This is a genomic window from Aquabacterium sp. (genome assembly GCF_048860245.1).
GTDB lineage: Bacteria > Pseudomonadota > Gammaproteobacteria > Burkholderiales > Burkholderiaceae_C > Aquabacterium.
In genome coordinates this window covers 1-19439 of the sequence record NZ_JBLIZW010000024.1, presented here as the reverse complement: position 1 = coordinate 19439, position 19439 = coordinate 1, and the positions used below count along the sequence as shown (strand labels likewise).

Genomic DNA, 19439 nt, shown 5'->3' with positions numbered 1-19439 from the left:
CAGGCCGCCACCATGGCCGCCTTGAAGGTCAAAAAGCTCAGCAACGAACTCCAGTTATCCCTCCTGTAGTGGCACGCTGACTAGGTCAACCTAGTCAAATCAACCACTTACAGCATTTGGTGTCGAACTCGGGTGGCCATCAAAGAAAAGTGGAAAGAAACGTCAGCGCCCGAAGGCGTCCCTCAAGGCTGACGCCAGGGCCTCATAGGCCTGTGTGGCTTCGGGCAGCAGCCGGCCCATGTTGATGAAATCGTGGATGACGCCGGGCCAGACTTGCACGGTCACCGGCACACCTGCCGCACGCAGTTTGTCGGCGTACTGGTAGCCATCGTCGGTGAGCGGATCGCACTGGGCCAGCCCGATCCAGGCCGGGGCCACCCCGCGGTGGTCTGGCGCCAGCAAAGGTTCACGGTGCCAGCGCTCGGCAGCCGTCCCGCCATGAGCGTGGGCCTCGAACCACTTCATCAGCTCGGCACTGAGCAGGGTGTGGCTGGCGTAGGTCTTGAACGAGTCCGTGGCCACGCCCACCTGCACCGACGGGTAGAACAAGGCCTGCAGCTTCAACGGTATGTGGGCATCGCGAGCCATCAGCGCCAGCGTGGCCGCCAGCGTGCCACCGGCACTGTCACCGCCCACAGCCAGGCGGCTGGCATCCAGATGACGGGTGTGGCCCTGTTCCACCAGCCAGCGCAGGGTGGCCACGCAGTCTTCCAGGCCCGCAGGGAATTTGTGTTCGGGCGCCAGACGGTAATCAATGGCCAGCACCGCCGCACCGCTGAGGCGGGCCACCTGGCGGCACATCGCATCACAGGTGTGGATGCCACCGACCACAAAACCGCCGCCATGCAGGTACAGCAGCACCGGCAGGTCATGTTCGTGCGAGTTGGCCCACAAGCGAGCAGGGATGTCACCCGCCGGCCCGGGAATGGTGAAAGACTCCACCCGCGGCAACTCTACCGGCGGCAGTCCCATGGCCCCGACACCCGCGGCGTAAGCCTGACGGGCTTGCGCCACCGTTTGCTGGTACAGCGGCGGAAAGCCCGCCCGACGCACATTGGCCATCAGGGCCCGTGTCAGCTTGGAAAAAGGCAGGTCAGGTTGGTCGTCCGCCATCGCGAGGCATCCATTCGTTCAAACGCGCACCCGCACGCCGCTCAGGGCGCCGTGATGCGAATCTCCAGCTGTTCAGACTGGTGGTCATCCAGATCGCGGGTCGACAAGCTCCCCGCACTGCGCTGCTGCTGGCGCACCCCACTGCGCGCCACCACAGCCCATTCTCCCAGAGGGATGGCCACCGTGCTCAGCACCTCGTTGCGACGCACCTGGCCATCGGGCTCATAAGGCTGTTGCTGACTGACCTGGGCCTCCAGTTCGAACGTCACGGGCGCGCGCCCGCCCGGCCAGCTCGGGCGCACGGTGATGCCGCGCCCCACATCCAGCCACACCGTCTGGGCCCAGACCTGCACCGCACCCGGTGCCTGCAAGGTGCCCCCTTGCGACTGCGGTGCCATGGACCATTGCCAGTTCAGATAGGGTTTGCTTTCGCCCACAAACAATCGTGCCCGCCCCCCGTTGAGCACCTGCAGTTGCTGGACCGACTGGGACTGCCCGTCGGTCTGCACGGTCGACCAGTTGCCCGACGCTTCGGTGATCACCCCGCGGCGACTGTCCACCACGATGCGACCGGTCTGAATGCCACCCTGAGTCTGGCGCGTCTGGCCTTGCCCCTGCACGCGCCACTCCACCAGCAGGTTGCGCAGGGGGAGCCGCGCATCGCGCTCCTCGGCCCACGCCGTGCCACTCAGGCCCGCCAGCAGCCCCCACAGCACCCTGCGACGCAGGGTAGGCGTTGCATTAGGGATGATCTGCATCAGAAGCACTCCTTATTTGACATGGAAACAGGGGAATCGCACCCTCTTTTCCATTGGACGAAAAATATTGCGTGAGAGATGCTCAAGTCCATGCCCAAGCGGGCCGATAGATCAACAATCTGCCACAAAGTGGAAAAAGTTTTCCTCTGGTGAGCAGGTACGCAGACCAACCGGTTCAATCCAGATGGAGGCTGGCTTTATGCAGCTCGACGCCCTGTTCAAACAACCCCAGGCCCTTCCCGCCATCCCCAAGATCGTGCACGAGCTGATTGACAGCTTCAACGACCAGGATGTGTCGATCGATGACATCGCCAAAAAGCTGGCCGCTGATCCCGTGCTGTCTGCACGCCTGCTGCGCCTGGCCAACTCGGCTTACTACCATGTGTCGCGCACCGTGGGCACCGTCAACGATGCCATCTCGATGCTGGGCTTTGTGACCGTGCGCACGCTGGTCATCAGCTCCGGCCTGACGGGCGGCTACAAGTCCATGCCCGGCATGGACCTGAACCGCTTCTGGCGCTACAGCATGCACACGGCCGCCGTGGCCGGCTGGCTGGCCCGCAAGACCGGCGTCAATGCCGACCAGGCCTTCACCGTGGGCCTGATGCACGGCATTGGCGAGCTGGTGATGCACGCAGGCATGCCCGAACAGATGCTGGCCATGGACAAGCAACTGTCCGCCATGGACCCGCGCCGCCTGAGCGTGGAAGCTTCGACCTTTGGCTACAACTACGCCACCGTCGGGGCCGCGCTGGCTCGCCAATGGCGCTTCCCGGTGGACTTCGTGAACACGATTGCCCACTTCCCGCTGCCTTTGGCCAATCAGCCTTTTGATGCCGCCGCCGCGGTCATCCACCTGGCCACCTGGCGCGCCCGTGCCGAGCACAACGAACTGAGCGCGGAAGAGCTGGCCGCCACCATCCCCGCCGATGTGTGCGCCCGCCTGAACATCAAGCCCGAACTGATCCTGCAAGACATGCCGCCCCTGAAGGAGCTGTGTGAAGGCCTGGACGCGCTGATCGGCTGATCCCACGCGCTGGCGCCGCTGTCAGATGGACAGCGGATCCACATCCACCGCCCAGCGGATCAAACCGCTGCGGCGGTTTTTTTGCGCCAGTTCGAACCAGATCGCTTGCGCCTCCGACAAGAAGCGCTGCAACGGCGCGCGTTGGGCAGACTCGATCATCAACTGCGCCCGCTCCACATTGGCCACCCGCTGGATGGGCGTGGGCACCGCCGGGTACAAGGTCACCCCGCACGCCTGCGCACGCTCCTGCATGGCTTGTGCGGCGGCTTCGAGAAAGCCTTGTGCCGCTTCTTGCGTCTTGCCCTCGGCGCGCAGCATGGCCAGGCTGGCGTAAGGCGGCATGCCCGCCATGGCGCGCTCTTTCAACTGCTGCGAGGCAAAGTCGGCATAGTCGTAGCGCAACAAGGTCTGGTACAGCGGGTGCGTGGGGTGCCAGGTCTGGATCCACATTTCGCTGTGCGCCGCCACCTCGGCGTCACGGCCGGCCCGGCCGGCAGCCTGCATCAGCAGCGCAAACTGCCGCTCGGCCGCGCGGAAGTCACTGGCAAACAAGGCCGCATCCGGGTTGATGGCCGCCACCAGCGTGATGCGCCGGAAGTCGTGCCCCTTGGCCACCATCTGTGTGCCCACCAGCACATCCACTTCGCCCGCATGCACATCGGCCAGGCGCTCTTCCAGCGCCCCCTTGTGCTTGGTCACATCGGCATCGATGCGGCCAATGCGGGCCCCGGGCAGGATCTCGGCCAGTTGTTCTTCCAGACGCTCGGTGCCGCGCCCCACCGGCGCAATGTCCTGGTTGCCGCAATCGGGGCACGCGCGGGGCACCCGTTCGGTGAAACCGCAATGGTGGCAACGCAAGGTGCGATCCACCTTGTGGAACACCCGCCAGGCGCTGCAATGCGGGCAGCCGCTTTTCCAGCCACAGTCACTGCAATGCAGCACCGGCGCATAGCCACGGCGGTTGAGCAGGATGAGGCTTTGCTCGCCGCGCTCGATGCGCTGCTGGATGGCGTCCAGCAAGGCCTTGTCCAGCGGCGGGGGCTCTTGCCCCCTGGGTGGCTTGGGCGCACGCGACAGGTCCAGCAGGCGCACGCGCGGCATGCTGCCGTCGCCGATGCGGGCCGGCATCGCCAGGCGCACATAGCGGCCCGCACCGCCCTCGGCCGCCGGCATGGCGTTGAACCAGCTTTCGAGCGACGGCGTGGCCGACCCCAGGATCACCGGAACCTGTTCCAGCCGTGCGCGGTACACCGCCAGATCACGGGCCGAGTAGCGCGCGCCGTCTTGCTGCTTGTAGCTGGGGTCGTGTTCTTCATCGACCACGATCAGGCCCAGGCGGGGCAGGGGCGTGAACACCGACAAGCGGGTGCCCAGGATCAGATCGGCATGGCCGGTGTGCGCCAGCAACCAGTTGCGCAAACGCTGGGCCGGCGTCAGGCCACTGTGCAGCGAAACGATGCGGCGCCCGGCAAAACGCTCGGCGACACGGGCTTCGAGTTGCGGCGTGAGGTTGATCTCGGGCACCATCATCAGCACCTGCTGACCGGCATCGAGCGCACGCTGGGCTTGCCGCAGGTACACCTCGGTCTTGCCGCTGCCCGTGCTGCCCCACAGCAGATAGGCTTGCGCCCCGCCATCGGCCAAGGCACGGAGGGCGTCGCCTTGCTGCGCCGTGAGGGCCGGCAGCGACGGCGCCTCCGGCAAGGTGACTGCGGGTTGAGGCACCGCCACCGCCTCGGCCATCGCTGCCTTGCGCCGCTTGGGCTTGGCAGCCACGGGGTTCACCCATTGATCAAGCCGCTTGATGCGCCGAGCCCATTGGGTGGCGTCGAGTTGGCGCAACTCCGGCGGCAACACCATCAGGGCCATTTCGCCCACACTGCGTTGATAGTAGGCCGCCGCAAACTTCACCACCTGCCGCCAGTGCGCCGGCAGCGGGGGCAAGCCCGTCAGCACCTCGGCCACCGGCTTCAACTGATCCAGCGGCCAGTCGGGCTCCGGGGCCACCTCATCGTGTCCGAGCCACACCACCCCGGTCACCATGCGGCGCCCCAGCGGCACACGCACCAGCGTGCCAGGCGGCAAGGGATGATCGCTCAGGTAGTCCAAGGCACCCCACAGCCCACTGTGCTGCGGTGCCTCGACCACCACACCGATGCGATGGGGATGGGAGGAAGAAAAAGAATCGGACATCTGCGGGTACTTGTCCCCCGGATTCTGACAGGCACATGAAGGGGTACCAGCAAGTGCTTGATTTAAAACGGGCGCATCGCTTATCCACGCAGGCTGTGGATAACTTTGTGGGAAAGCTTTGCAAACGCGCGCTAAATGCTTGTCAGACCGGCACTTATGTCATTTTGCTGCAGAAAGCAGCACGCATTGTTATCCCATACAAATCAATGACTTAGCACGAATTTGCTGGATTTTCACCGTTTGGTGCACCCAAGCACCATTTCCGGGCCTCGCTCCGCCGGATGTGGGGATAAGTTACCCCCCGTTACGGTGCGCCAGAGGGTTTTCCCTAGTTGCCCTGAATCTGACTGCATCTGTCATCCATTTGCAAGACTTTGCACATCTTGAAAGCTGTCGCACGGCGATCCCCACTTGCCGAAGGGGGGCAAAGTAGTACTCGACCAAGTTGCGCCAAGTCCTTGATTTTGAATACCCCGAAAGTTGCCAACAGCCTGTGGATAACTTTGTGGGAAACGCTGGCATAGCGTTCGACTTCGCAGCACGCCCTCCACAGTGCATGCCCTTGCATCAAATTTGGGCGACGCATAAATATCTTTGAAAATCAAATACTTATGACGAAAACACTGGATCAGAGCGGTCGTCGCACCAAGACGACAAGGCCAGTCGGACACTCGCCCCAAGATGGGGATAAGTGCGCTGACACCACATTCCAGGGATGAGGAAAATCCTTACCTATACGTCAAGCAGGCAGAGGACAGGTTATGCTTGCAATGTGCCCCTGGCAGGTCGCCTGCAGACGTGCGCGGGGAGCCGCCTTCATAACCTTATTTCTGTGAGACACACAATGAGCTTCTCGATCGACTCCAAACTCGGCGACCTGCTGGACAACGAAGCGACCAAGGCCATCCTGGAAAAGCACATGCCCGGCATCTCCACCCACCCTCAAGTGGCCATGGGCAAGGGCTTCGCTCTGTCGATGGTTGCCAAGTTCTCCGGTGGCCTGATCACCGAAGAAATGCTGCAAGCTGTGGCCGCTGACCTGTCCGCTCTGGGCTGATCGCACACAGCCTGACACACGCCGCAGCCTGCGGTGCGTGTCTGAGCCACATCAAAGCCTCCCCCCGGGAGGCTTTGTCTTTTTCCGGCCTGCTCGCATGATGGCCCCATGCAGTCAGCCATCCGCCCCTCATCCCGTCTGTGGCTTGCCTTGTTGGCAGCGCTTTGCGCGCCAAGCGGGGTCCACGCAGAGCCGCCGCCAAAGGCCTTGCCGTGCATGGCAGGTGCCCCCCTCCAAAACCGCTACACCCCGGTGCAGCTGTACCTGACGGTCGATGTGTGTGGCCGCCAGCGGCCGTTTTATGACATCGCCGCCAAGATGTTCGTGCTGGGCAGCCTGTACGGCTACTACGACACCCTGCGCGTCAAGGACGAGTCCGCGCACCAGGCCATCACTGCCATGAAGATGAGCGTGACGCCGCGCTTCACCGACGACTTCCGCGCCCACCTGCAAACCCTGACTTCCGGCCCCAAGCTGGCCGAGTTGTGTCGCAGCATGCGCAAAGTGGGCCCGCCGACCTACTACCCAAGCTACATGGTGGCACACGGTCTGCAGTCCATTGAGCATCGGTTGCAAGGTGAGGACGACGAAGACGACGCCCTGGATCACAGCCACACCCCACAAGAAATGTGGGCCCATGTGCTGGACGCCTACCTGCATTGCCCCCCGTAAACCGCTGCGGCGCTTGGCAAAGCGCGCGTCCGCGGTCATCATGCGCGCATCTCGCCCTGTCGATGGAGCCCTGCCTTGACGGATCCGCTGACCCCACTGCCACCGCTACCGCCCTTGCGATCCCCTCTGGTGCGATCGCAGGAGGAAGGCCCCCCGCGCGAGCGCAAGGACCAAGGGGGCAGGCCTCACCGCCCGCCGCATGATGAGTCGGCACCGGCCGAGACCGAATCGCCCCCCACCGAGCCCGCACCCGTGGTGACCACCTACGACGAGCAGGGGCTCACCATCCCCGGGGGGCTGGATGACCTGGACCAACCTCATGTGGATGCCTGGGCCTGAACGGCCCGGTCGCGTTCACAAACGCCCTTGGCAACCCGGTGCCCCGCAGCGGCAAGTGAGCCGACCGGCGTGGTGGGTTTCGCCGTAGCGGGCGGTCAACTCTTCGCCTTCGGCGATGTCACGCAAGGCATAAAAAGCCACGCGCCCTTGCTCGACCTTCAGCACCATATTGGGCTGGCAGGAGTGGTTGGCAAAGCGCAGGGGATCCGTCGAGTGCGTGGCATCCACCGCGCGCTTGTCCGAGATCGCCACCATGAAGATACGGCCCGTGCTGCGCTCAGCCTCTCGTGCGCGCTGCCGGGCTTCGCGCATGTCGACAAACTCGCCGCGCATCTCGCCAATCTTGCGGCGGGCCGGGATGGCCTCATCGGCGAAGGCGCCTTGCCCATCGATGGCGCTGGGGCCCACACGCACCTTGAACTTTTGCGGATCGGCCGGGATGCCGGTGGCGTGCAAGGCAGCGGGCGCCGGTTCAGGCGGCGCGGCGGGTGCGCTCGGTGTCAAGGGATGCAGGCTGGGCATGGCGATCAGGCGGGCAAGAGCCCATCGGCCTTGAGCAATTGCTCCAGGCATTGCTCCTGGATGCCGTAGAAGGCCTTGATGTCCTGGATCTGGCGCACCACCTCTTCCGACGGGGTCGGCTGGGCGCGCTTGACGGCCAGGATCATCTTGTTCTTGTTGGTGTGCTCCAGCGAGATGAACTCGAAGACCTGCGTGTCGTAGCCGGCAGCATCCAGCAGCAGGGCACGCAAACCGTCGGTCAGCATTTCGGCTTCCTGACCCAGGTGGATGCCGTGCTGCAGGATGGGCCGCAGCGGATGCGGGCTGAGCAGTTGCGGACGAATCTGCTTGTGGCAGCACGGCGAGCACATGATGATCTCGGCGCCCGCCCGAATCCCGAGGTGGATGGCGTAGTCGGTGGCCACGTCGCAGGCGTGCAGCGCGATCATCACATTGAGCGCCGCGGGGTGGTAGTGCCGCACATCGCCCTGCTCGTAGTCCATGCCTTCCAGGTGCAGGGTGTCAATCACCTTCTGGCACAACTGCACCAAGTCTTGGCGCAACTCCACCCCGGTGACGCGGGCATCACGGTGCTGGGTGTGGCGCAACCAGTCGTGGATGGCAAAGGTCAGGTAGCCCTTGCCCGAGCCAAAGTCCACCACGTGGATGGGTTGCTGGTCGCGCGGGGGCGCGCTCAACGGCGAACGCGCCAGCGCGGCGGCAAACACCTCGATGAACTTGTTGATCTGCTTCCACTTGCGCGACATGGTGGGCAAGACCTGGCCCTTGGCATCGGTCACGCCCAGTTCGTGCAGGAAGGGGCGCGATGCATCCAGAAAACGGTGCTTGTCGCGGTTGTGTCCACTGGCGAGGGCCGCCGGCGCCGACACGGCGGCAGCGGTGCCCTGCGGCGCCACGTCGGCCGCTTGGGCCTCGGCATTGGAGGGCTTGCCCACCCGCACGCTGGCTTTGCCCTTTTTGCTGAAGGCCAGTTGCACTTCCTCGGTCGGGGTGTGCAGGTGCGCGTTACGGAACGCACCCGCCGCCAGCCAGGTCCCGATTTGTGCCAGGCCCTCGGCCACGGGCAGATTCTTGGTGATGTCCTTGGTGGGGTAGCGCAGCAAGAAGCTGAGGTGGGGCGCGTCACGCAAGGTGACCGGGCGCACCAGCACCCGTTGCAGCACTTGCCCGGCGGCATCCAGCTCGGCCACACCGCCTTGATAGGCCACCAGCAGCAGCCTGGACCTGCGGCCTTGGTCGTGCGCCTGGCTCAGCAGGTCTGCAAAGCGCGCCAGGTGCGGCGCGTTGAACTCGGTCAGATCGCGGTCCGCAGCCATGGCAGCACCGATCAAGCCTGAGGCTTGCGTGGGGGGCGGGCCCCGCCACCGGCAGGACGACCGCCCTCACGGCGGGGGCCACGGCCTTCGCGCGGGGCACCGTCGGCACGCGGACCACCACGGCGCTCGCCACGCGGTGCATCACGGTGATCGCGACGACCTTCCGGACGCGGACGCAGCGCGTCTTGCTTGGCCTCTTCACGGGCTTGCGCCAGCACGGTCTCCAACTGGGCCGGGTCAATGCCCTTGAGCGCGCAGAAGTTGGCCGTGGTCAGACGGGTGGTGTCGAAGTCGCGCAGCAGTTGGGCGCGGGCACGGCGTTCTTGCTGCGCTTCGCGGTCTTGCTGGTGGGCGGCACGCTCTTGCTTGCGGGCTTCGCGCTGGGCCTCACGTTGCGCCTGGAAGGCTTCTTCGCGACGGGCCTTGACGATGGCGCGGCGGCGCGCCAGCTCTTCGGTGGCCAGGTTGCGGTGTTCTTCGCTCAGCTCGCCGGCGGGCTGACCATCCAGGTCAAAGCGCTCGGTGGCTTGCGACACGGCCGTCAGGTAGGCGGTGGTGTGGGTGTAGCGGCGGAAGAAGGCCGACAGGGCCTGCTTGGTGAAGACGCCCGGGGCGCGCTCTTGAATGTCCACCTGGATGCGCAGCTTCAGCGGCTTGGCCTGGCCTTTGGCAAACAGCGCCGGAAAGCGCTCGGCCAAATCGGCCGCCGTGGCGGCATAGGAGGCTTGGGCATCCGAACCCGCCTCGGCAGCGGGAGCCGCCGTATCGGCGGGCATGGGGGTCACAGCGGCATCAGCTGCCACAGCAGCAGCCTGATCATCAGCGGGGGTGGCCGGGACCGAAGGAGTCGAAGACATGGATCGAATGCAGCAAAAAGACGAAAACCCCGATTGTCGCCTGTTCGGGGTTTTTCAGCCAGCCTGAGACCGTGACGGACCGGACGGACTGGCCGTCATCCGGTCCTTCTGCCAGATCAGGCAGTCTGGATCATGCGCGCCAGCAGGGCACCGCGGTAACGCTCGTCCAGGGGCAGCCGCACGTGCAGCGGGCTGCCCGGCGCCACCTCGATGGGCTGGTTGTCGAGGCTGCGCAGGGTGTCGAGCTTCATCAGCTCGTTGCCACCCGGGTAGATGACTTCCAGGGTGTCGCCCACCTGGAAGCGGTTCTTGACCTCGACCTCGGCCCAGCCGTCCTCGATGGACTTGACCTCGCCCACGAACTGGCTGCGCTGGAACTGCGAGTGCCCGGCAATGTAGTTCTGATAGTCCTGGGCCGGACGGCGCTCCAGCAAACCGCCGGTGTAGCCCCGGTTGGCCATGCCTTCGAGTTGCAGCAACAGATCACGGTTGAACGGCCGGCCGGCGACCGCGTCGTCGATGGCGCGGCGGTACACCTGCGCCACACGGGCAACGTAGTACAGCGACTTGGTGCGGCCTTCAACCTTGAGGGAGTTGATGCCGATCTTGACCAGACGCTCCACGTGCTCGACGGCGCGCAGGTCCTTCGAGTTCATGATGTAAGTGCCGTGCTCATCTTCCATGATGGGCATGAGTTCGCCAGGGCGGCCGGCTTCTTCGATCAGGTAGACCTGATCGGCGGCGGGATGACGCTGCCCGTCGCCACAGGCAGAGAAGGCCTTTTCGGCGTCTTCCTGCTCTTTGGCGAAGTTGAAGTCGCCTTCGAGCTTGATGGGGATGACCTCGCCCGTGTCGGCCGACTGCTTGCCCTGGTAGGTGTTGTACTCCCATCGGCAGGCGTTGGTGCAAGTGCCCTGATTGGGGTCACGGCGGTTGAAGTAGCCCGACAGCAGGCACCGGCCCGAGTAGGCGATGCACAGCGCGCCGTGCACGAAGACTTCCAACTCCATGTCCGGGCATTCCTGGCGGATCTTCTCGATCTCGTCGAGGCTGAGTTCGCGCGACAGGATGATGCGCTGCACGCCCAGCTTCTGCCAGAACTTCACGGTGGCGAAGTTGGTGGTGTTGGCCTGCACGGACAGGTGAATGGGCACCTCGGGCCACTTTTCACGCACCATCATGATCAGGCCGGGGTCGGCCATGATGATGCCGTCGGGCTTCATCTCGATGATGGGCTCGATGTCGCGCAGGTAGGTGCGGATCTTGTCGTTGTGCGCGATCAGGTTGCTGGTGACGTACAGCTTCTTGCCGCGCTGGTGGGCTTCCTGAATGCCTTGCTGGAGTTGCTCCAGCCGGAACTCGTTGTTGCGCGCACGCAGGGAATAGCGCGGCTGACCGGCGTAGACCGCATCGGCGCCAAAATCGTAGGCGGCACGCATCTTTTCGAGCGAGCCGGCGGGCAAAAGGAGTTCGGTAGACAGGGCACTCATGGTGGGCGGTATTGTCCATGCTCCACCGTGCACCTGTCACGCGAAGGGGCAAGTTCTCGCCTGCAACACTGCACGTTTAAGGGGAGACGGGACTTAAGTCGCACCCGTCTTGGACTTAGCTCATATCAGATCCGGGCCAAGTGGGGCAAAATCTTCGGCATGCCTGATCTCTTTCCAGCCCCTCTGGCTGACATCCACTGGAAGCACATCGCTGAAAACACCAGCGATGGGATTTGGGAATGGGATCTCGCCACCGGCACTCACCAGACATGGGGCGCCGTCGTCGACAGACTGGGCTACGGCCAGGGCAGAGCGTCGGTGAGTTTCGATGAATGGGTGGCACGCGTGCACCCTGGCGACCGCGAGCGTGTGCGGCAAGCCCTGATCCGCCACCTCAAGGGCGATGACTCGGCCATCCAGGTGGAGTACCGCCTGCGCGATCCCCACGGGCGCGAACACTGGGTCCAGATCCGCGGCATGGTGACGTCGCACGACGATCAAGGACGCGCGGCCCGCATGGCTGGCGCCATTCAGGACATCACCCCCCGCAAAAGGGCGGAACAGTTCGAACAGTTCCGCAGCCGCATTCTGGAAATGCTGGCGAGCAATCACCCCCTGCACGCGCTGCTGGAGGCGGTGGCCAAAGGCGTGGAATCGCTGGAACCTCGGATGCTGTGCAGCATCCACCTGATCGATCTGAACACCCTGTCACTGGCACAGGGCGCCTCACCCAGCCTGCCGGCGTTTTACTGCGAAGCCATCGACGGGGTGCACATCGGCCCGAACGTGGGCTCCTGTGGTGCGGCTGCCTTTTTGCGGCAGCGGGTCATCGTGCCCGACATGCTCAACCATCCCAACTGGGCGCCGTACCGTGAATTGGTGGAGCGAGCAGGCCTGGCCGCGTGTTGGTCCGTGCCCATCATTTCGGCCGACGGCACCTTGCTGGGCACCTTCGGCGTGTATGACCGGCAAATCCACACCCCCAGCGCCGACGAAATCCGCCTGATCGATCAGGTCACACACCTGGCCAGTCTGGCCATTCAGCGGCGCTTGGCTGACGAGCGCCTGCATCTGGCTGCCAGCGTGTTCACGCACGCTCGCGAAGGCATCCTGATCACGGACGAGCACGCGCAGATCATCGACGTCAACGAGGCGTTCACCCGCATCACGGGCTACACCCGCGAAGAGGTGCTGGGCTACAACCCGCGCATCCTGAAATCGGGCCGGCAGGACCCCGAGTTCTACAGGCAGATGTGGGACGACCTGCTGACCAAAGGGCACTGGCAAGGCGAGGTCTGGAACCGCCGCAAGAACGGCGAGCATTACGCCGAAATGAAGACCATCAGCGCGGTCCGGGACGAACAAGGCAAGATCCGTCAGTACGTGGCCTTGTTTGCCGACATCACCGCGCTGAAGGAGCACGAAAGCCAGCTTGAATTCAACGCCCATCACGATGCGTTGACCGGCTTGCCCAACCGCGTGTTGCTGGCAGACCGCCTGCAACAGGCCATGGGCCATGCGCGCCGCCGTGAGAGCCGGCTCGCCGTGGTGTACATGGACCTGGACGGTTTCAAGGACGTCAATGACCAGTATGGCCACGAGGTGGGCGACCAGTTGCTGATGACGCTGGCCGACCGCATGCGCCACACCCTGCGGGAAAGCGACACCCTGGCGCGCCTGGGGGGCGATGAGTTTGTGGCCGTGCTGCCCGACCTGTCGGATGGCTTGGGCACGATCCCGCTGTTGCAGCGTCTGATGAATGGCGCCTCTCAACCCATTGAGGTCGGCGGCCAATCGCTGCAGGTCACCGCCAGCGTGGGGGTCACCATCTACCCGCAAAACGACGAGGTGGATGCCGATCAGCTGTTGCGGCAGGCCGACCAGGCCATGTACCAGGCCAAACTGGCGGGCAAGAACCGCTTCCACTATTTCGATGCGGATCAGGATCGCAATGTGCGGGGTCACCACGAAAGCCTGGCCGCCATTCGCCACGCCCTGGCCCGAGAAGAATTCGTCCTGTTCTACCAACCCAAGGTGAACATGCGGACCGGCGATGTCGTCGGTGCCGAAGCCTTGATCCGCTGGCGACATCCGGAGAGAGGGCTCTTGCCGCCCGGGGTGTTCCTGCCCGTCATCGAAAACCACCCGCTGGCCATTGAGGTGGGCGAATGGGTGATCAACACCGCCCTCACGCAAATGGACACCTGGCGAGCGCAAGGACTGCGCATCCCTGTGAGCGTGAACCTGGGGGCCCGACAACTGCAGCATCCCGATTTTGCGGAGCGCCTGCGCTACTTGCTCTCCCTGCACCCGGACACCCAGCATGGCGACCTGGAGATGGAGGTGCTGGAAACCAGTGCGTTGGGTGATCTGGCCCGCGTGTCACAGGTGATTCAGACCTGCCGTGACATGGGCGTGAGCTTCGCGCTGGACGATTTTGGATCCGGTTACTCGTCATTGACCTATCTGAAGCGACTGCCCGTGGCTTTGCTCAAAATTGATCAGAGCTTTGTGCGCGACATGCTGGACGATCCGGATGACCTGGCCATTCTGGAAGGCGTGCTGGGCCTGTCCAAGGCCTTCCGCCGTCAGGTCATTGCCGAAGGGGTTGAAACCCTGGAGCACGGTGAGATGCTGTTGTACCTGGGTTGCGACCTGGCACAAGGCTATGGCATCGCGCGCCCCATGCCCGCGGACAAGCTGCCGCAATGGGTGCAGTCCTGGCGTCCTGCCAGCACCTGGCGCGACCTGCCGCTGTTCCACCCGGCCGATGCCCCGTTGATGGTGGCCGCGCTGAACCACCGGACCTGGGTCGAAGGCGTGGAGCAGTACCTGCAGGGCGCCCGGGATCAGGCCCCGCAACTGCACGCGCAGCAGTGCTGCTTTGGCACCTGGCTGCAAAGTGAAGTCAATGCCAGCGACGCCGTGGCCCCTTGGGAGCCCATCTTGCAATCGCACGAGCGCATCCATCGACTGGCCGAACAGCTGTGCGACATGAAAGCCCGGGGCGAAGTTGAAGGGGCCTTGCAGCGCATCCCCGAGTTGCGCACGCTACGCGACCGCCTGCTCGCGCAACTCAAAGTGCACATGACGCATGAATCAAGCGGGCTGACTTCCGTCTGCACCCTCGCCTGACGCATCCTTGACAGGCGAGGGCAACCACAAGGTCACGGCGGTGCCCACGCCCAGCTCGCTGTCGATGTGCATGCGCCCGCCCATCAGCGCCATCAGTTCTTTGACGATGGCCACCCCCAGCCCGGTGCCCGGGATGTTGCCGGACTTGTCCACACGGAAAAACCGCTCACCCATGCGCGCCAGGTTTTCCGGCGACAGGCCCATGCCCTGATCTCGGATCTCGACGCCCCACCAGCTTTGCCCACGGCTGGAGCGTGACACCGCAAAGCCGATGTGCACCTCGCCGCCTGCGGGCGAATACTTGTAGGCATTCGACAGGACGTTGAGCAGGGCCTGCTGCAACTTGCCGACATCGACTTGAATGTGCATGGGCCGATCCGGCGCGGCCACGATCGGCAGGGGGCGTCCATCGGGCGGCTTGAACGCATGGACCGTCTGTGCCACGAGGTCCCCCAGTTCGGCATCACTGAGTTGCAGCTCCTGCCCTTGCCGGCTTTCGATGCGGGCCAGGTCCAGCAGTTCATTGAGGATGGTCACCATCGCCTGGCTCTGCCGGTACATGATGGACAGCAACTCGTGCCGCTTCTCGGGGCCCATCTCACGCTTGAGCATGAGCTCCGTGAAGCCATACAGGGACACCATCGGCGTGCGCAACTCGTGCGCGGCCATCGACAGGAAATCCGATTTCATCTGATCGAGCTGATGCTGGCGCGTCACATCACACACATAGATGACGCGCGCCACACTGGCACTGTCTGACGTCTGCGCATGAAAGCTCAAGACCCTGGTCACCGGTCCGTTGAGCTGCAGCGTCCAGCTCTCGTCGGACTGCAGGCCTTTGAAAGCCTCAGGATCACGCGCCTGCGCCTTGATCCGGGCGGCCACATCCGTCAGCGATCGGCCAATCACCTCATCCGGGGCGATCTGACAGAGGGCCATGAAGGCGTGGTTGACGAACTGCACCATGCCGTCGCGCCCCACTGTGAGCAGGCCATCGCGGCTGAGGGTGAAGATGGCCCCCAGCTGATCGTTTTGAATGGCCAGTTGTTGCTGGTGCGCCGTCATCTGCTTGAGGTTGTCATCGAGCTGATGCATCTGGCGACTGATGATCTGGGACGCCTGGTTCAAGGCACGGGTCAGCTCCATGACTTCCATGGGGCCGTCGCCCTCGGGAAGTTGTTCGCCATGACCGTTCACCATCTTGACGGCGAAATGGCGGGCGCGCGCCAGGTCATGAACGGGGCGCCACAAGAACAGCCACAGCAGCAACATGGCGCCCGCCACGGCCATGGCGGCCACCACCGCGGTGTTGCGCCAGATGCGCGCCCGGGACTCGGTCAGGTCAGCGATGTCGTAGTCCACACGCACCCACCCCACCGTCGAACCCGCCTTGACCGGATGCCAGACCACCAACAATGCGTGCGCCCCATCCTCTTGCACCACGGCTTCCCCATCGGGAGGCAGGTTCAAGAGCGAGGGCTGCGAAGACGAATACTGCATGCGGATGGACTGATCCGGCGCATGCTCCGCCCACACCAACACCCGACCATTGGGCTGCAGCACCCGCAAGGCCCGAACCGATTTGAAGTCGGCCGCCCGACGCACCACGTCTTCCAGCTCATCCAGAGAGTTGGTGAGGATCAGGCCTGCGCTGCTGATGGCGACATGGCGCGCCATGCCTCGGGCCATGTCTTGGGCCGCGCGGTACTCCAGCGCGGTCTGCTCATGGGCGGTGTACCCACCCAACAGCCCCAACGCCATGACCAGCAGCAAAGAAATGATCAGCCACAACTGCCGAGACAGGCGTCGTGGCCAGATCCAGGCCAGAAGGCGGGGCAGGCGCATGGTGTGTCAGGGGCTACTCAACGTAGCGATCCAGTTTCAGTTTGCCCAGCGGCTGATAGTCCCGCACCTGATCGGCGCGGACCGGCTGGTCCATGGGAATGTCGTGGAAAGCCTCGGCCAGCGCGGGGTCCTTGGACAGGCGCAGCATGGCTTCGGTCACGGCCTTGCGCGTGCCCTCGGGGACGCGGGGATGGGCACTCAAGGGATGGGGCGCAGCGCCCGGCGTCTCGAACAGGACGCGCAAGGCTGCCTGCACCTCGGGGGGCTCACGGTCCAGCGTCGCCCGCACGCCCCCACTGGCGGCCGTCTTGCCCGTCAAGGTGTAGCGGTAGGCGTTGGTGTGCGTGCGGACATACACCGCATTCGTCTCCACATGCTCGACCTCGGCCAGGTGCGAGCGGATCAGCAGGGACGCCCCAAAGGCATTGGGTGCGGGGTACGCCACGCTTTGCCCTCGCAAATCGGCCATCTTGCGGATGGGATCGTCCTTGCGCACCACCACAATGCCCGTGAGCAAGCGGCTGTCTCGCACCAGCGGCACATAGCCCTGCGCACGATGGGCCATGTACTGGTGATAGGGGTTGAGGTAAACAAAGTCTGCCCCACCCGCCTGAAAATCAGCCTCAAAGGTGGGGATGTCTTTGTAGAACTTGAGGTTGAGCTGCACCTTGGCGGCCTGCCCGACCCGCTCCAGAATGGGACCCCACACCCGCTGGATGTCGGTCGCCGGAAACTGCGGCACCACCCCCACGGTGTACGAAGGCCACACGCGCTCGGCAATGGGACCCGCCAAGGCACTTCCCATGAGCCACATCGCGCACAAGCCCAGCCACCCCCGACGCCCGAGCGTCTTCACGGCTCTCAGAGACTGTTCGTTTGCCATCACCGATCCTCCAGATCTGAGTGGATGTCCCATTTTCGGTAGGTCCGCCCCCACTCTGATCCAGATCACGTTAATCGGGTTGGCAACTCGTGCATAAGTTACAAATTCACACGGGCCAGCAAAAAGGCCACGGTCTCTCGACACGTGGCCCGCTTCACCGCCCCCGATCGAGGCAGTCTGGGTGACCTGGCCCGATCAGGCGCGGATCAGGTGATCAAAGGCGCTCAAGGCGGCCGTGGCACCCGCGCCGGCGGCAATGATGATCTGCTTGTACGGCACCGTGGTGCAGTCACCCGCCGCGAACACGCCGGGCACATTGGTGTGGCCCTTGGCATCGATGATGATCTCGCCAAACTTGCTCAATTCAACCGTGCCGCGCAGGAACTCGGTGTTGGGCACCAGGCCGATCTGCACGAACACGCCCTCCAGCGGCACCAGGTGCTCTTCACCGGTCGAGCGGTCCTTGTACTTCAGGCCGTTGACCTTGCCGTCTGCCCCGGTGATCTCGGTGGTCTGGGCGTTGGTGTGAATGGTGACGTTGGGCAGGCTCTTGAGCTTGTTGACCAGCACGGCATCGGCCTTGAGCTGGTCGGCGAACTCGATGAGGGTGACGTGTTGCACGATGCCCGCCAGGTCAATGGCCGCTTCCACACCGGAGTTGCCCCCACCGATCACGGCCGTGCGCTTGCCCTTGAACAGCGGGCCGTCGCAGTGCGGGCAGTACGCCACGCCCTTGTTCTTGTACTCGGCTTCGCCGGGCACATTCACATTGCGCCAGCGGGCGCCGGTCGACAGGATCACCGTCTTGGCCTTCAAGGTGCCGCCATTGGCCATCTTGACCTGGATGAGGCCGCCGGGCTGCTCGGCCGGGATCAGGGACTCGGCGCGCTGCAGGTTCATGATGTCCACATCGTAGGCACGGGTGTGGGCTTCCAGGGCGGCGGCCAGCTTCGGGCCGTCGGTTTCGAGCACCGAGATGTAGTTCTCGATGGACATGGTGTCGTTGACCTGACCGCCAAAGCGCTCGGCTGCCACCCCGGTACGGATGCCCTTGCGAGCGGCGTACACCGCAGCGGCCGCGCCGGCCGGGCCACCACCGATGACAAGCACGTCAAACGCGTCCTTGGCGTCGATCTTGGCGGCTTCCTTGGCCGCCGAATTGGTGTCGAGCTTGGCCACGATCTCTTCGACCGTCATCTTGCCCGAGGCAAACATCTGCCCATTGAGGAAGACCATGGGCACGGCCATGATTTCGCGGCGCGTGACCTCTTCCTGGAAGGTACCGCCTTCGATGACGGTGGTCTTGATCTTGGGGTTGAGGATGGCCATGAGCGACAGGGCCTGCACCACGTCCGGGCAGTTGTGGCAGCTCAGGGACATGAAGACTTCGAAGTCGAAGTTGCCGTCGAGCGCCTTGATCGCGTCAATGGTTTCGGCCTCGACCTTGGGCGGGTGACCGCCGGTCCACAGCAGAGCCAGCACCAGCGAGGTGAATTCGTGGCCCAGGGGCAGGCCGGCAAAGCGCAGGGCGGTGTCGGAGCCTTCGCGGCGCAGGGTGAACGATGGCTTGCGGGCGTCGTGGCCGTCGGTCTTCAGGGTGATCTTGTCGGCGCGCAGACCCTGGAGGGTCTGCAGCAGATCGAGCATGTCGCGCGAGCTCTCGGAGTCACTCAGGGATGCCACGATCTCGAAGGGTTGTTGCACGCGCTCCAAGTAAGCGCCAAGTTGAGCCTTGAGGGTATCGTCCAGCATGGTGGGCATCCTTTTAATAATGAGAGAAAAGTGACTTCGAGAACCGGCCTCCTCTGGGTATCAGCGCGATGAGGCGGCCAGTGTCATCCACCGGCAGGCCTTGTGGGCCCGCGCGGTAGACAGTTTCAACAGTGTGGTGAGGGGCTGCCTCAACACAGGTCAAACCAGGTTTGGATTTAGATCTTGCCGACCAGATCCAGGGAAGGCGTCAGGGCAGCAGCGCCTTCCTTCCACTTGGCGGGGCAGACTTGACCGGGGTTGGCGGCGGTGAACTGGGCAGCCTTCAGCTTGCGCAGGGTTTCCGACACGTCACGAGCGATCTCGTTGGAGTGGATTTCAGCGGTCTTGATGACGCCTTCGGGGTTGATGATGAAGGTGCCACGCAGTGCCAGGCCTTCTTCTTCGATGTGCACGTCGAAAGCGCGGGTCAGCTTGTGGGTGGGGTCACCGATCAGGGGGAACTTGGCCTTGCCGACAGCG

General features: G+C 64.1%; 16 protein-coding genes. 5 read left to right on the top strand and 11 right to left on the bottom strand.

The genetic code is table 11. From position 1 onward, the window contains the following. Nucleotides 1-162 precede the first annotated feature (162 nt). A complete protein-coding gene (locus tag ACMV18_RS02375) occupies nucleotides 163-1113 on the bottom strand; it encodes an alpha/beta hydrolase (protein WP_420816542.1) in 951 nt (316 codons plus the stop codon). 41 nt (nucleotides 1114-1154) lie between these two features. Continuing rightward, entirely contained in the window at nucleotides 1155-1871 is a 717-nt protein-coding gene (locus ACMV18_RS02370; protein WP_420816541.1) for a hypothetical protein, read from the bottom strand. A gap of 199 nt (nucleotides 1872-2070) precedes the next feature. On the opposite strand from ACMV18_RS02370, the gene ACMV18_RS02365 reads away from it, so the two are divergent. Next, a complete protein-coding gene (locus ACMV18_RS02365; RefSeq protein WP_420816540.1) occupies nucleotides 2071-2898 on the top strand; it encodes an HDOD domain-containing protein in 828 nt (275 codons plus the stop codon). A gap of 21 nt (nucleotides 2899-2919) precedes the next feature. On the opposite strand, the gene priA is transcribed toward ACMV18_RS02365, so the two are convergent. Beyond that, the gene (gene priA / locus ACMV18_RS02360) at nucleotides 2920-5091 is read right to left on the bottom strand and encodes a replication restart helicase PriA (RefSeq protein ID WP_420816539.1); all 2172 of its coding nucleotides are present in this window, start codon (nucleotides 5089-5091) and stop codon (nucleotides 2920-2922) included. Nucleotides 5092-5935: 844 nt separating this feature from the next. Here priA and ACMV18_RS02355 point away from each other — a divergent pair. From ACMV18_RS02355 to ACMV18_RS02345, 3 genes are all read left to right on the top strand, one after another. Next, the gene (locus tag ACMV18_RS02355; protein ID WP_374258248.1) at nucleotides 5936-6148 is read left to right on the top strand and encodes a hypothetical protein; all 213 of its coding nucleotides are present in this window, start codon (nucleotides 5936-5938) and stop codon (nucleotides 6146-6148) included. A gap of 216 nt (nucleotides 6149-6364) precedes the next feature. After that, nucleotides 6365-6820 carry a hypothetical protein gene (locus tag ACMV18_RS02350; RefSeq protein ID WP_420816538.1) on the top strand — a complete coding sequence of 152 codons (456 nt, stop codon included), beginning with the start codon at nucleotides 6365-6367 and terminating at the stop codon, nucleotides 6818-6820. Between the two features lie 75 nt (nucleotides 6821-6895). Continuing rightward, the gene (locus ACMV18_RS02345) at nucleotides 6896-7159 is read left to right on the top strand and encodes a hypothetical protein (RefSeq protein WP_420816537.1); all 264 of its coding nucleotides are present in this window, start codon (nucleotides 6896-6898) and stop codon (nucleotides 7157-7159) included. A 15-nt stretch (nucleotides 7160-7174) separates the two neighbouring features. Here ACMV18_RS02345 and ACMV18_RS02340 read toward each other — a convergent pair whose 3' ends face one another. From ACMV18_RS02340 to yegQ, 4 genes are all read right to left on the bottom strand, one after another. Next, nucleotides 7175-7681, bottom strand: coding sequence for an SET domain-containing protein (locus ACMV18_RS02340; RefSeq protein WP_420816536.1), 507 nt, complete (start codon nucleotides 7679-7681; stop codon nucleotides 7175-7177). Nucleotides 7682-7686: 5 nt separating this feature from the next. Further along, complete coding sequence (locus ACMV18_RS02335) at nucleotides 7687-8997, bottom strand: class I SAM-dependent methyltransferase (protein WP_420816535.1); 1311 nt, start codon at nucleotides 8995-8997, stop codon at nucleotides 7687-7689. 11 nt (nucleotides 8998-9008) lie between these two features. Further along, nucleotides 9009-9854, bottom strand: a complete 846-nt coding sequence (locus tag ACMV18_RS02330) for a ProQ/FINO family protein (RefSeq protein WP_420816534.1) — start codon at nucleotides 9852-9854, stop codon at nucleotides 9009-9011. 116 nt (nucleotides 9855-9970) lie between these two features. Further along, complete coding sequence (gene yegQ, locus ACMV18_RS02325; protein WP_420816533.1) at nucleotides 9971-11344, bottom strand: tRNA 5-hydroxyuridine modification protein YegQ; 1374 nt, start codon at nucleotides 11342-11344, stop codon at nucleotides 9971-9973. Between the two features lie 159 nt (nucleotides 11345-11503). Between yegQ and ACMV18_RS02320 the strand changes: the two genes are divergently transcribed. Further along, nucleotides 11504-14479: an EAL domain-containing protein gene (locus ACMV18_RS02320; protein ID WP_420816532.1), complete on the top strand. Its 2976-nt coding sequence runs from the start codon at nucleotides 11504-11506 to the stop codon at nucleotides 14477-14479. Here the strand turns inward: ACMV18_RS02320 and ACMV18_RS02315 are convergent. From ACMV18_RS02315 to ACMV18_RS02300, 4 genes are all read right to left on the bottom strand, one after another. Further along, complete coding sequence (locus ACMV18_RS02315) at nucleotides 14444-16324, bottom strand: sensor histidine kinase (protein WP_420816531.1); 1881 nt, start codon at nucleotides 16322-16324, stop codon at nucleotides 14444-14446. The two genes, ACMV18_RS02320 and ACMV18_RS02315, sit on opposite strands and share 36 nt — an antisense overlap. Nucleotides 16325-16337: 13 nt before the next feature. Beyond that, a complete protein-coding gene (locus tag ACMV18_RS02310; RefSeq protein WP_420816530.1) occupies nucleotides 16338-17207 on the bottom strand; it encodes a phosphate/phosphite/phosphonate ABC transporter substrate-binding protein in 870 nt (289 codons plus the stop codon). Nucleotides 17208-17402: 195 nt separating this feature from the next. Beyond that, entirely contained in the window at nucleotides 17403-18959 is a 1557-nt protein-coding gene (gene ahpF / locus ACMV18_RS02305) for an alkyl hydroperoxide reductase subunit F (RefSeq protein ID WP_420816529.1), read from the bottom strand. A gap of 176 nt (nucleotides 18960-19135) precedes the next feature. Beyond that, on the bottom strand, nucleotides 19136-19439 hold a 304-nt coding region (locus tag ACMV18_RS02300), incomplete at its 5' end, for a redoxin domain-containing protein (RefSeq protein WP_420816528.1).

Bases quoted from the DNA above. Each gene is read 5' to 3' on its own strand.
- ahpF (WP_420816529.1), bottom strand. From the start codon at position 18,959: ATGCTGGACGATACCCTCAAGGCTCAACTTGGCGCTTACTTGGAGCGC.
- yegQ (WP_420816533.1), bottom strand. From the start codon at position 11,344: ATGAGTGCCCTGTCTACCGAACTCCTTTTGCCCGCCGGCTCGCTCGAA.
- ACMV18_RS02350 (WP_420816538.1), top strand. From the start codon at position 6,365: ATGGCAGGTGCCCCCCTCCAAAACCGCTACACCCCGGTGCAGCTGTAC.
- ACMV18_RS02355 (WP_374258248.1), top strand. From the start codon at position 5,936: ATGAGCTTCTCGATCGACTCCAAACTCGGCGACCTGCTGGACAACGAA.
- priA (WP_420816539.1), bottom strand. From the start codon at position 5,091: ATGTCCGATTCTTTTTCTTCCTCCCATCCCCATCGCATCGGTGTGGTG.
- ACMV18_RS02340 (WP_420816536.1), bottom strand. From the start codon at position 7,681: ATGCCCAGCCTGCATCCCTTGACACCGAGCGCACCCGCCGCGCCGCCT.
- ACMV18_RS02370 (WP_420816541.1), bottom strand. From the start codon at position 1,871: ATGCAGATCATCCCTAATGCAACGCCTACCCTGCGTCGCAGGGTGCTG.
- ACMV18_RS02335 (WP_420816535.1), bottom strand. From the start codon at position 8,997: ATGGCTGCGGACCGCGATCTGACCGAGTTCAACGCGCCGCACCTGGCG.
- ACMV18_RS02315 (WP_420816531.1), bottom strand. From the start codon at position 16,324: ATGCGCCTGCCCCGCCTTCTGGCCTGGATCTGGCCACGACGCCTGTCT.
- ACMV18_RS02320 (WP_420816532.1), top strand. From the start codon at position 11,504: ATGCCTGATCTCTTTCCAGCCCCTCTGGCTGACATCCACTGGAAGCAC.
- ACMV18_RS02310 (WP_420816530.1), bottom strand. From the start codon at position 17,207: ATGGCAAACGAACAGTCTCTGAGAGCCGTGAAGACGCTCGGGCGTCGG.
- ACMV18_RS02330 (WP_420816534.1), bottom strand. From the start codon at position 9,854: ATGTCTTCGACTCCTTCGGTCCCGGCCACCCCCGCTGATGATCAGGCT.
- ACMV18_RS02365 (WP_420816540.1), top strand. From the start codon at position 2,071: ATGCAGCTCGACGCCCTGTTCAAACAACCCCAGGCCCTTCCCGCCATC.
- ACMV18_RS02375 (WP_420816542.1), bottom strand. From the start codon at position 1,113: ATGGCGGACGACCAACCTGACCTGCCTTTTTCCAAGCTGACACGGGCC.